Source organism: Methanococcoides alaskense (assembly GCF_027594145.1).
Lineage (GTDB): Archaea > Halobacteriota > Methanosarcinia > Methanosarcinales > Methanosarcinaceae > Methanococcoides > Methanococcoides alaskense.
Genome location: NZ_JAQFFK010000006.1, coordinates 26706 through 39383, shown reverse-complemented (window position 1 = coordinate 39383; position 12678 = coordinate 26706). Strand labels below are relative to the sequence as shown.

Annotated in this window: 14 protein-coding genes; 8 read left to right on the top strand and 6 right to left on the bottom strand. The window is 40.4% G+C overall.

Annotation, left to right across the window (positions count from 1 at the left end):
* Window positions 1–100: 100 nt before the first annotated feature.
* From PBV53_RS09425 to PBV53_RS09400, 6 genes are all read left to right on the top strand, one after another.
* Window positions 101–1162 carry a 60S ribosomal export protein NMD3 gene (locus PBV53_RS09425; RefSeq protein WP_270096934.1) on the top strand — a complete coding sequence of 354 codons (1062 nt, stop codon included), beginning with the start codon at window positions 101–103 and terminating at the stop codon, window positions 1160–1162.
* Window positions 1163–1185: 23 nt separating this feature from the next.
* Window positions 1186–2331 carry an ATP-grasp domain-containing protein gene (locus PBV53_RS09420; RefSeq protein WP_270096933.1) on the top strand — a complete coding sequence of 382 codons (1146 nt, stop codon included), beginning with the start codon at window positions 1186–1188 and terminating at the stop codon, window positions 2329–2331.
* 218 nt (window positions 2332–2549) lie between these two features.
* Entirely contained in the window at window positions 2550–3047 is a 498-nt protein-coding gene (locus PBV53_RS09415) for a transcription factor (RefSeq protein WP_270096932.1), read from the top strand.
* A 2-nt stretch (window positions 3048–3049) separates the two neighbouring features.
* Complete coding sequence (locus PBV53_RS09410) at window positions 3050–3556, top strand: TIGR00295 family protein (RefSeq protein ID WP_270096931.1); 507 nt, start codon at window positions 3050–3052, stop codon at window positions 3554–3556.
* Window positions 3557–3686: 130 nt separating this feature from the next.
* Window positions 3687–4319, top strand: a complete 633-nt coding sequence (psmB, locus tag PBV53_RS09405) for an archaeal proteasome endopeptidase complex subunit beta (protein ID WP_270096930.1) — start codon at window positions 3687–3689, stop codon at window positions 4317–4319.
* 102 nt (window positions 4320–4421) lie between these two features.
* Window positions 4422–6332 carry a beta-CASP ribonuclease aCPSF1 gene (locus tag PBV53_RS09400; protein WP_270096929.1) on the top strand — a complete coding sequence of 637 codons (1911 nt, stop codon included), beginning with the start codon at window positions 4422–4424 and terminating at the stop codon, window positions 6330–6332.
* A gap of 15 nt (window positions 6333–6347) precedes the next feature.
* Here the strand turns inward: PBV53_RS09400 and PBV53_RS09395 are convergent, their stop codons facing one another.
* Window positions 6348–7001 (bottom strand): HAD family hydrolase, encoded by a 654-nt coding sequence (locus PBV53_RS09395; RefSeq protein WP_270096928.1) that lies wholly within the window; start codon window positions 6999–7001, stop codon window positions 6348–6350.
* A 142-nt stretch (window positions 7002–7143) separates the two neighbouring features.
* Here PBV53_RS09395 and PBV53_RS09390 point away from each other — a divergent pair, with 142 nt between their 5' ends.
* A complete protein-coding gene (locus tag PBV53_RS09390) occupies window positions 7144–7269 on the top strand; it encodes a hypothetical protein (protein ID WP_256367460.1) in 126 nt (41 codons plus the stop codon).
* Entirely contained in the window at window positions 7266–7478 is a 213-nt protein-coding gene (locus tag PBV53_RS09385; RefSeq protein ID WP_270096927.1) for a ubiquitin family protein, read from the top strand. Before PBV53_RS09390 ends, PBV53_RS09385 begins: the two co-directional genes overlap by 4 nt.
* A gap of 76 nt (window positions 7479–7554) precedes the next feature.
* On the opposite strand, the gene mreA is transcribed toward PBV53_RS09385, so the two are convergent.
* From mreA to tnpB, 5 genes are all read right to left on the bottom strand, one after another.
* Window positions 7555–7929, bottom strand: a complete 375-nt coding sequence (gene mreA / locus PBV53_RS09380) for an MreA family transcriptional regulator (protein ID WP_270096926.1) — start codon at window positions 7927–7929, stop codon at window positions 7555–7557.
* Between the two features lie 449 nt (window positions 7930–8378).
* Window positions 8379–9122 (bottom strand): RNA-guided endonuclease InsQ/TnpB family protein, encoded by a 744-nt coding sequence (locus tag PBV53_RS09375; protein WP_270096962.1) that lies wholly within the window; start codon window positions 9120–9122, stop codon window positions 8379–8381.
* 78 nt (window positions 9123–9200) lie between these two features.
* The gene (locus PBV53_RS09370) at window positions 9201–9518 is read right to left on the bottom strand and encodes a helix-turn-helix domain-containing protein (protein WP_270096925.1); all 318 of its coding nucleotides are present in this window, start codon (window positions 9516–9518) and stop codon (window positions 9201–9203) included.
* Between the two features lie 444 nt (window positions 9519–9962).
* A complete protein-coding gene (locus tag PBV53_RS09365; RefSeq protein ID WP_270096924.1) occupies window positions 9963–10955 on the bottom strand; it encodes an aspartate-semialdehyde dehydrogenase in 993 nt (330 codons plus the stop codon).
* 141 nt (window positions 10956–11096) lie between these two features.
* Window positions 11097–12215, bottom strand: a complete 1119-nt coding sequence (gene tnpB, locus PBV53_RS09360) for an IS200/IS605 family element RNA-guided endonuclease TnpB (RefSeq protein WP_270096923.1) — start codon at window positions 12213–12215, stop codon at window positions 11097–11099.
* Window positions 12216–12678 lie beyond the last annotated feature (463 nt).

Genomic DNA, 12678 nt, shown 5'->3' with positions numbered 1-12678 from the left:
AAATTCTTTTTTTAGAGTAATATCTCAAGTTAATGTGCCTGGCCTGCAAACCTTAGTGTACAAAAGACTAATATCCAACTACTGACCATTCAGACCTTTGATGAGTCAGATCTTATGCCCAAAATGTGGGGCGAAAACGGAAAAACTCTACAAGAACACTTGTAGGGAATGCTTTTTAAAAACATTTACTTTAGCTGAGCTTCCACTTGTTCTTCATGCAAATATCTGTGCAAAATGTGGCGCACGATTCGACAGGAACAAATGGAGGGATGAGGGTGACCTGGATGAGATAGTCATCAGGACTGTAGAAGATGCACTTTTGGTACACAACGAAGCTAATGATGTCGAGATATATGTCAACCCCCACCAGATGACCCCTCATTTTTACAAGGTAAGGGTAGAGGTCGATGCCATGGTGGAAGGTGAATCACTCCATCAGGACCTTAGGGCCGAAGTGCGTGTGGTACGTGGAGCATGTGACCGATGTAGTCGCATGGCAGGCGGTTATTTTGAAGGTATTTTACAGATAAGGGCAACTAACAGACTCCCAACCGCAGAAGAGATCGATTCCTGCAAGATGATCTCTGCTTTGATGGTAGAAAAGTTATGGAAGAAGGGAGATCGGCTTGCCTTTATAACCAACAGCAGCGATTCAAAGGATGGTACCGATCTCTATCTTGGTTCTTGCAATGCATGCCGGCATATATGTAAGAACATCTCCAATGAGCTTGGTGGCAGTTTTACAGAATCAGCTACTCTGCATAGTCACAAGGAAGGCAAGGACATATACAGAATGACCTATGCGATGAGGTTGCCGGAATTCATGTCTGGTGATATCATCCTCTTTAAGGGTGATGTTATAGAGATCAAGAACTCTGGTAAGAATACCAAGGGTATCTCTCTGTCAACAGGTTCACGGTTCCTGGTCGAAACGGATAATCTGAAAGGAGCTAAACTTATCGCTAACCGTAAAGATGCGGTGGCTGCGGTCCTTGTAGCTGTGGAGGGTGATGATATTATGGTACTTGACCCAACTACATATCTTACGGTCACATTGAAAAAACCAATGTTCTTTTCATCTTCAGCAGGCAGTGAGATTCCTGTAATAAGCACTGAACAAGGGCTTTTCGCATTGCCTGAGGATAGCGAGCATAAACTCTAAGGTGGTGTCCGTTTCTGGAGAATGTGCTTATTATCGGATATAGCAGCCGAAATATTGCTTGTTCAGCATCTAAGGCAGGTTATAATGTCTATGCCATCGATGCATTCTGTGATAAGGACCTTCAGGAGAATACAGTCGATTCCAGAGCACTTCTAACATGTGATGGTATCGACATAAAAAATATCGATGGGAAGGTCATTATCGAACTTATCGATAGTTTCGATGCCTTTCCTGATGCTATTGTTCTGGGGTCAGGCTTTGAAGAACTTGACCTTTCCGGTCTTTCCTGCAGTATATTGAACAATGCTCCTGCTGTTATGAAACAGGTATCTGACAAATCTTCCTTTGCAAAAGAGATGGAGTCTATGGGGATACCGCATCCGGTCTCCGGTATTGTCGATGAAGCGGAAGATATTGGATATCCTCTAATGGTCAAGCCAAAATGTGCAGGTGGGGGAAGGTTGAATAGGGTAGTTCAGAACGAATCGGAATTGAACAGCGCTCTTGAAGAATTACCTCTTATTGACCCAACACTGGACATCGCTGATATTATGGTACAGGAATTCCTTTCTGGATTTCCTGCAAGTGTTTCGCTTATTGCCAATGGGACGAACTCAGTTCCTATCGCAGCCAATGAGCAGCTCATAGGCGTACCCTGGCTTTCCAGTCTGCCGTTCTCATATTGCGGGAATATCACACCTTACAGGACACCTTATACCGGTCAGATGTATGAGATCTCGGAAAAGATAGCAGAGAACTTTGGACTGATTGGGTCGAATGGGGTGGATTTCTTGCTGACGGATAAAGGTCCGTTCGTGATAGAGCTGAACGCAAGGTTCCAGGGAAGTCTTGATTCAGTGGAAATGGCAACCGGTATTAATATTTTTGATATGCATGTCAAGTCCTTCGATGGCATCCTTCCCACAGGTACGCCTGATATTCTAAAATATGCAATAAGGGCGGTCATGTATGCTGATAGTGCAGTTAGCATCAATGAGCCGATATGTGATAAGATAAAGGACATGTCTATTGCTGATATTCCCACTGCGGGTTATGATGCCCTCCCGGATGATCCTCTGACCTCTATTCTTTGCAGTGGTGGTACGCGTGAAGATGTCGTGGGAAATACACTCGAAATGCGTAGTATTTTAAAGGATATATTTAAGTGAACTGCTTATGCTATCAAGCTTTAAAGGCAAATGATCAGACTATAAATTAAATAAAGTTGGATTTTGTTACGAAGCTGCCAGATAATATTTATACAAAAATTGGCTAAAAAAACACTTATCTGTGTTTTTGTGGATTAGCTATAAATAACAAAATACCTAAGAAACCTAATCTTAACGTATTTATCTATTCATGCTATCTTATTTACAAGGTGATATTAGTGACAGATTCAAATGATCCAGTCGTCCGGGGCTATCTACTGCAATTGATAGGTGAAGAGGGGATAGAGATGATAGAGAATATGCCGGAAGGTGAGGTCACCGATGAACAGATCGCTGAAGCCTCTGGTGTAATGCTCAATATCGTCAGAAGGACCCTTTTCATTATGAATGAGAACAATCTTGCCGTTTGCAGGAGGGAAAGGGATTCCAGCAGTGGATGGCTTACTTACCTCTGGCAGTTGGATCTTAGTGATATTGAATCACATCTGGTGAAGGAAAAGAAAAGGATTGTCAAGAACCTTGAAATGAGATATAATTTTGAGGTTGATAGTGTATTCTACACATGTCCGGAAGGTTGTGTAAGGTTCGAGTTCAAAGAAGCCAGCAAGAGTGAGTTCATGTGTCCGGTTTGCGGTGAGGACATGATGTTCGAAGACAATTCAAAAACGGTTAAAAAGCTGCGTGATAGGCTCGATGCGCTTGAAGCGAGCAGCTAAAGATGCTATCAGCTTTTGATGCACTAAAATTGCTTAAAGATGAAGGTTGTGCAGACAACGTTATTCGGCACTGTCAGGTCGTATCAGAGATTGCTGTGAACATTGCACGCGATTTTCAAAAAAAAGGGCATAAGGTCGATGTCCAGCTTGTTGAAGTGGGTGCTCTTCTGCATGATATCGGAAGGTCACGCACACATGACATAAGGCATGCTATTGAAGGTGCTTCAATTGGGGAAGGGCTTGGTCTTGACCCTCGTATCATCCATATCATAAGAAATCATATCGGTGCAGGCATAACTTCTGAGGAAGCAAAAGCCATGGGCCTTCCAGAAGTTGATCATCTTCCAATAAGTACCGAAGAGAAGATCGTAGCCCATGCGGATAATCTTGTAATGAGTGATGAGCGTGTTCCGCTTGAAAGATGTATTCAGCGAATGCGTGACAGGGGTATGGGCGAGGAAGCTATCCAAAGGGTGCAGGCTCTTGCTGATGAGCTTGGTTCTTATTGATCTTATGTAGTACTGTGTATATGGATGGAAACAGTTATATAATAAAAAACCCAAAGAGGGTTTGTATTGCGGGAAGCAAAACACATTTTTACCTATTGATTTTCTCGTTTTTTGCTATGAGGTATAATTAATGGATAATGATAAGCATTTAAAAGGTACAACTACTGTAGGTATAGTCTGCACAGATGGTGTAGTTCTTGCTACTGAACAGAGGGCAACCATGGGTCACTTTATTGCAAGTAAGACCGCAAAGAAGATCTATCAAATAGATGATATGGTTGGAATGACAACTGCGGGTTCTGTAGGTGATGCTCAGCAGATTGTACGTATTATAAGTGTGGAATCCAAGCTTTTTAAGATGCGCAGGCAGGAATCGGTAACTATCAAAGGTATTACCACTCTTCTTTCGAATATGCTTAGCGGTCAGAGATATTATCCACTTATGGTCCAGTTGCTTATTGGTGGCGTTGATAAGAACGGTCCTGCTATCTATTCTCTCGATGCTCTCGGAGGCAGTATCGAGGAGACAAGGGCAGTTTCAACAGGTTCCGGTTCTCCAATGGCTTACGGTGTTCTTGAAGACCGCTACACTGAGGATATGACCGTAGTGGAAGGCGTTGATCTTGCTATCCGTGCTCTTCACAATGCTATGAAGAGAGATTCAGCATCAGGCGAAAACATTGATGTTGTTGTGATCACAAAGGACAATTATGAAAGACTAGACCCTGAAGAGGTTATGAAAAAGCGTGAACTATTGAACTGATCTTAAAAGGACCATTGCTCTTTCGAGTTATGGTCCAATTCACACATTTTTTTAATATACTATAATATTTTTTTAACTTTTTTGAAATAGGAAGGCTGTTTAATGGCAATAGAAGACGTATTAGCGGATCTGAAAAAGAAAATTGAAGAAAAGGTCCCAGACAACACAACTATAACCAGTGTTGAATTTGAAGGACCGCAACTCGTTGTTTATACTGAGGATCCAAAGGACTTTGCAGACAATGGCCAGATCGTGAGAACTCTCGCGAAAACCCTACGTACAAGGATCGTTGTTCGTCCGGATCCTAAAGTATTGGTATCTCCCGAAGAAGCTATTGGGAAGATAAAGGATACCGTTCCAAAAGATGCTGTTCTATCAAATTTCCATTTTGATCCTGATGTAGGGGAAGTTGTTATCGAAGCGGAAAAACCGGGTTTGGTAATAGGTAAGCATGGTGAGACTCTCCGTGAGATCACGAAAAAGATCGGTTGGACCCCTAAAGTGGTTCGTACACCTCCAATTAAATCAAGGACCGTGAAGAACATCAGAGAGTTCATGCGTACCAATCATAAGGATAGGAAGGAAATACTCAAGGCTGTAGGCCGTAACATTCACAGGGAATGTACTTCCAAGGACCACTGGGTCAGGGTGACCTCTCTTGGCGGATGTAAAGAGGTTGGTAGAAGCTGTTTCCTATTATCAACGCCGGAATCCAAGATAATGATCGATTGTGGTGTGAACGTTGGTTCTGATGATAATATGACACCATACCTCTATCTGCCGGAAGTCCAGCCACTTAACCAGATAGATGCTGTTGTGATCACACATGCACACCTTGACCATCAGGGACTTGTTCCGCTACTTTACAAATACGGATACGAAGGTCCTATCTATTGTACATCCCCTACAAGGGATATAATGACACTTTTGCAGCTTGATTTCATCGATGTTGCTGCAAAGGAGGGTAAGAAGCCTCCGTACGAATCCACAAATGTGCGTGATGCACTCAAACATACTATTGCACTTGATTATGAAGAAGTTACAGACATTGCTCCTGATGTCAAGCTGACATTCCATAATGCAGGACACATTATCGGTTCCGCAATATCACATTTCCATATCGGTGACGGATTACATAACGTAGTTGTCACTGGTGATTACAAATATGGCCCTACCAGGCTTTTCGATCCTGCAGTGAACAAGTTCCCGCGTGTCGAGACCGTAATAACCGAATCTACATACGGTGCTTCCTCGGCAGTACAGCCATCACTAAAGGAAGCCGAGAAGAACCTTCAGCAGATCATAAAGAGTACTCTGGATAACAAAGGTATCGTGCTGATCCCTGCCTTTGCTGTGGGAAGAAGCCAAGAGGTTATGATAGTTCTTGAAGATGCTATCAGGAGAGGGATCATCGATGATGTTCCTGTCTATCTCGATGGTATGATCTGGGAAGCAACGGCGATCCATGCGACATATCCGGAATATTTGAACAATAACCTAAGGAAGCTCATATTCCAGAAAGGCCAGAACCCGTTCCTTGCAGAATGCTTCAAACCGGTAGATTCGAACGAGCTTAGAAAGAAGATCATAGAAGACCCGCATCCATGTGTGATCCTCTCTACCTCCGGTATGATGAACGCAGGACCTGTTATGGAGTATTTCAAGGCTTTTGCACCTGACCCTAACAACACGCTTGTTTTTGTCGGTTATCAGGCAGATGGTACCCTTGGAAGACGTATCCAGAAAGGCTGGAAAGAGATACCTGTTTCATCCAAGAACGGAACTGAGGTTGTAAAGATGAATATGGGCGTTGAGGTAGTTGATGGTTTCTCCGGTCACTCTGATCGAAAACAGTTAATGGAATACTTCAAGAAGATGAAACCACAACCAGAACGTGTTTTCACTGAGCATGGTGATGAACGCTCATGCATCGATCTTGCAAGTTCATTGCATAAAAAATATCGTCTGGAGACCCGGGCACTTACAAACCTTGAAACTATAAGGCTGGTGTGATATCCACACCACCTTTCATTCTTTTTTGATATCCAGCTCTTTTAGGAATTCCAGAAGTTCACTGTGATCATTAAAGACCTTATCTGCCTTTTCAAGTTTTTTTGGGTCAACGTGGGTTGATACAGCAACGCAATAAAGGCCTGCGTTCTTTGCGGATTCTACTCCCAGTGGCGCATTCTCGATAACAAGACATTTTTCTTTCTCTACGCCAAAATTTTCCACAGCCTTAAGATAAGGTTCAGGGTGAGGCTTTCCATGGGTGACGTCAGCACCTGAGATCAGCAGGTCGAATATGTCAGGATAGAGTTTATTGAACATTTTATCGATTATGGGTCGGTCAGAACCTGAAACAACAGCCAAATTGTACTTGTCCTTTTTTTCTTTTAGGAAATCATACATACCCTCGAAAGCAGTTACCTTTTCATATCGGAAGAAAAGTTCACGCTTTCTCATACGTAATTTTTCTATCAGTTCAGTAGTTGTTTCTCTTCCTGCCTTTTTAAAAACAAGCTCGATAACTCCTACAAAGTTTGAACCTTCTATATCATAGATCTCCTGCCTGACCACATCGATGCCAACTTCAGAGAAGGTCTGTATCCATGCATCAGCATGAAATAGCATAGAGTTCACAAGGACGCCATCTGCGTCGAAGATCAATGTGTTGAACATAGTTGTCAGTTCGGGTCTAATATAACTTAAAGATTACTTGCAAGTGCCTTATTTTAATTAGTATTAAAAGTAGTTCGATGGGTCCGGGGGTTAGAAAAGATTAATTACTATACGATACAACTTATTTACTGAGGTGAAATGTATGTCTAAATTTAACAAACGTGATTCTGAACGTAAAGGCGTAAAAAAGGTTGAGCTTTTGGATGATAAATTGATACACGAAAACCTCGACGATCTCAAGGGAGAGGGTGGTGAAGTACTAGATTGAGCACAACAATTAAAGTCAAGATATTTCCTGATAACCCGGATGGACAGATGATAAACGTTCCTGATGATTCTACGTATGAGGACCTTCTGAATATTATGGATATCAATCAGGAACTTGTTATTTTATTAAATGATGGAAAAGCTGTTCCTATCGACGATATAGTTGTCGAAGGTACGGTCACCATCTTAAAAGCGATATCCGGCGGCTAAAAGCAAAGCTGATCAATACGATTTAGCCAAAAAGTAATGATTTAAATAAAAGTTGGATATCCTTATTGGATATCCTTTATTTTGCAAGATCCTTTAATTTATCTATTATACGCATTCTTGCATCGTTCTCTTCTTGGACCTTTGCCTCATAATGTTTTACAATATCATTGAAAGGTGTTTTCAAAGTGTAGATCTTCGTGGGTCTACCTTTACCTGTAACCTTTTCATTATGGACCGAAATCCAATCGTGCTCGCGCATTGACCTCATTGCAACACTAACTTCCGGTTGACGGAGTCCAGTCTTCATCTCTATTTCTTGAGATGAGGATTCGCTCACATTTGAAAGATAGGCTACAGTAGTCGCAAGGTTGCGTGTCATTCCCAAACTCTTCAACGAATCGATAATCTCTTCGCTAGAGTCATCTAATAGCTTTCCACCAGTGCTAATCATGTCCATCACCGTACCAATTATATATAAAGTACATTAAGTACCCAATTTAAGATATGCGATTATTATATTTAAATCCTTATGTATCACAGCATATAGCTATGATTTTGGAATGGATGCACCACGATATATATAAGCTTTATTATAAATTGCGAGGACATCTCAAACATTGTGTTTAAAAATACCTAATATTTTATACAAATATATAATTATTTAGTATGCTATTAAATAATATTTATTGAATTTAGTCAATACATTAAAAGAAGGCGTATCATTCGCATATTTTTAATTATATATTTTTTAGATTCATCTACATTTTCTTAATATTATTTCCAGATATGCGACAATGTGCGCACCTACTATGCTAATAATATTCAAAATTTTAAACAGATTTCTAAAATTTTGGGGATTCAGCATTAAGGTTTTGCAGGATTATAGTGAACTACCACCCATTAAAATGAGTGGCTTCCTACTTCATAGCCCAGACCAACATCCATGACTCCACAGGCTCTTCCCGTAGTCCCTACGGTGCATCGATTAAGAATATTGATCGCTGCATTAACATCTCTGTCAAGTTCAAGCCCACATTCAGGACATTTGTGAATCCTAACCGATGGACCTTTCCTGACGATGTTTCCACAACCGCTGCATTCCTGTGATGTGTTGAATGGGTTAACCAATTCGACAAAATTGCCAGCCTTTTCCGCTTTGCTTTTTGCCATCTGGATAAGTTGACCCCATGCAACATCATGTATTGATTTTGCAAGATGATGATCCTTAACCATGTTCATGATGCTCAGATCTTCGAACACTATCCAGTCAAACCTGTCGACAAGAGCCCTGCTCAACTTATGGTTAAAATCAAGTCTTTGGTTACGTATCTTTCTGTGAACCTTAACAACTTTGAGTTTTTGTATAAGACGGTTTGATGAACCTTTCTTCTTTTTGCTCAGTCTCTTTTGTTGAACTGCAAGAGATCTCTCTGACTTTCGGTAATATATAGGGGAATCGAATTGTTCCCCATTGCTCAACGTGACACATGAGTTAAGCCCGACATCAATTCCTATAGATGTAACAGAGTTGATCTTTTCAGGACTTGCACCCATGTCAACAGAAAAGACTGCATACCATTGATCCCCTTCACGTTTGATGGAACATGTCTTGATCTTGCCTTCTATCTCTCGGTGCTGTTTGATCTTGATATTCCCTATCTTGGAAAATTTCAGTTTAGTACCTTCGATCTTGAAACCCGATTGAAGATATGTGAAACTGTTTTACCTGTCTTTCCCTTTGAACCTTGGATATCCCGGGGTTTCACCCGTTTTACACCTTCTGAAAAAAGCATCAAATGATTTTCCAAGTCTTCGCAAAACATCCTGTTTGACCTGTGAGAATACTTCGGTATTGAGTTCAAGATACTTGACCTGATTTATCTGGTCAAATGTCGTCAAACCTTGGTTGCATCTGTCATACGCATTCCTTCTGTCCGCAAGAAACTCGTTATAGATGTATCTGCATACGTCCAGAGTTTTGACCAGAACAATCTCCTGTTCTTTGGCTGGGTACAGACGGAATTTGTAGGATTTCCGCATATTGTGATATACGTTTTGATACTACTAATATATATCAGAACCAAGAACAAACAACTGTTTACGCAATTCATCCACCTGTTTCATCTTGCAATTACACTGCAAGACCTCCAGATTGATCTGGATGTTTTCGAAGAAATGAAACTCCCATTAAATCTTCGATTTGATGCGAGATTGAAATGGGTGGTATTCTTGCTTATTTAATTATAAAATACTCATCACGAATACATTTATATTCAATGTAAACAAATTAAACTTAGGCAAAAGTCAAAATTTCAATTATGAAATAATCTATCTATCCCCTCTAGAACTTCGTCATATGACTTTTGCCTCTCGATAATATGCCATTACAATGTCAACTGAGGGATAGTTGGCTTAAAGATCAAAAAAGTAAATGGATGAAAGTCACAGATGACCTTCGATCCTTTTATACAAATAGTATTTTTATTAGAGATTTTCAGCAATTTGAACAGCATTCAAGGCTGCTCCCTTAAGGATCTGGTCACCGCAGACAAAGAACTCAAGCCCGTGGTCTCCAAATACAAGGTTCCGCCTAATTCTGCCAACCTCAACCTCATACTTTTTAGTAGCGTTCAATGGCATTGGATAGATATTGTTCTCAATATCGTCCTTTAATTCAACGCCTTCGATCTGTCCTAATAATTTCTTTGCATCAACCGGATCGATCGTTCTTTCTGTCTCTATGACAATGCTCTCACCATGCACTCTCATGGTCGGTATCCTTACACAGGTACAGCTGATGGGGATATCTGGTTCAGAGAATATCTTCCTTGTCTCCCAAACTACCTTCATTTCCTCACGGGTGTAATCGTTTTCCTGGAAATTGTCAATATGGGGTATCGTATTGAAAGCGATAGGATATGTGAAGACCTTGTTCTTAACCTCTTTACCTTCAAGATAGTTCTTCGTTTCTTCGGTCAATTCACTCATGCCGGCTGCTCCAGCCCCGCTGGTAGCCTGATAAGTGCTGATGATGACCTTCTTCAACCCATATTCCTTATGAAGTGCGTATAAGGGGATCGCTGCAATGGCAGTTGTGCAGTTCGGGTTGGCAATAAGCTTAGAATCTCCGATCGCATCGGCATTTATCTCGGGTACCACCAACGGAACCTTATCATCGTATCTGAAAGCACTGCTGTTATCGATAACATAGCAGCCGGCACTTGTTGCCTTATCTGCATTTTCCTTGCTCCAGTCACCACTTATCGCAAAAAATGCAATATTCAGTTGTGAATAATCTGCCATATCAGCATTTTCAATAGTAATAGCTCCAAAAGGAGTCTCTATTGTCTTGCCTGCACTTCTCTTTGATGCAAAAAGCCTTAGTTCTTCCACAGGAAAGTTCCTATCGTGTAGTACTTCTATGATTTCCCTGCCTACTGCACCAGTAGCACCCATAATACCTACTTTGTATCTCATTTTAGTTCATCCCTTAGTTACTGGAAGTTCATAGAATCCCAATTCGTGAACTACTCCACGCTTACGCATGGAGCTTCCTGCTTCATAGCTCGTTCCATCGAACGCAACTCCACAGGCCCTTCCCCTCGTTCCGAAGGTGCTTCAAATATTTAGTAGATTTTGATTTTGAAGTGCAAACTTCTTGACATTGATAGCGGCGTTGATGTCCCTATCATGTTTTATATTACATTCAGGACATATCCATTCTCTATCCTTCAAGGTCATGTTACCATTGTGGAAACCACAAACATTGCATAATTTCGAAGATGGCTCGAATTGACCTATCTTTAATAGTGTCTTCCCGTAACAATCAGCTTTATATTCGAGTTGTCGGAAAAACTCACTCCATGAAACATCACTGATTGCTTGTGCAAGACAATGATTTTTTAACATACCCGAAACATTCAATGATTCCACTGCAATTGCTTGGTTCTCGCTTATTAATTTAGAAGAAGTTTTGTGCAGGAAATCGGTTCTCTGGTTTCGTATTTTTTCGTGGAGTTTTGCTACAGTATATCTGGCTTTATTTCGGTTCTTTGAACCACTTTGTTTCTTACTCATTCGGTTTTGTAAGATTTTCATCCTATCCATACTATTTCTAAGGTGTTTGGGATTATCAATTTTTTCACCATTGGAAAGTATAGCGAAGTGAGTAAGTCCAACATCTATTCCCAATGTTGATTCATCATCGAACGTTTCTTTTTCAGGTACTTCCTTTCCATCATCCACTAGAATACTGATGTAGTATTTTCCAGTAGGCGTTCTGGACAACGTAGCGGTTTTTAGTTTACCTTCAAACTTCCGATGTAACTTTGCCTTTATCGGTTGCTTTAACTTCGGAAGTTTGATTGTATTAGTTTCGAAATCCACTAAATAATGTTGCGGTATCTGGAACGATTGTACAGGATTTTTCCTTGATTTGAAATTAGGAAATCCTTTCTTCTCCCTAAAAAAACGAGTGAATGCAGATTCGAGATTGATAAGTGTATTCAATAACGATTGAGAATTGACTTCTTTTAACCATTCGTTGTTTGGTTTCAGGTCATGAACAAGGCGGTGCTGTAATTCGAATCTCGATAAGTGTTCTTTATCAACTTCATACGCTTTGTTCTTCTGCCCTAAAGCCCAATTATATGTAAACCTACATGCACCAATATGTTTTACAAGAATCTCGGTTTGAGATTCAGAAGGGTACAGTCGGTATTTGTAGGCTTTAAGCATCAATGTACTACATGTTTTAACAATATATCAATGTTTCGTAAAATGAAATTGTGTGCAAATAGTCCGGCTTTCATCCCCCACCTTACGGAAGGGGACTTCACGCCGTATAAGTTAAAAACCTATCGACAATTCAAGTCCCAATGCTAAAACACTCTATCATCAACAAAGGTTTTTCACAACATTTTCATTTATAATAATATAAAATATCTTATAATATCTTGGTTGATTGTCATAAGCGTTAAATTTATAAGTAGGAATCGGCAATGAGACTCCTGTTATATCGACAAATCATATTTAGCGGGGGCAATCAGATATCCTTGAAGATTGAGGTCTGGCAGATATTTCTCATATTGACAATAGCTTTGCTTTTCTGGTTTCTTGAATGTTTCTTATTCGGATGGATCTTATCTTAAAAGATCATATTAATGGAACTATCCCTTACAAAACTTCCATTTATAAACAA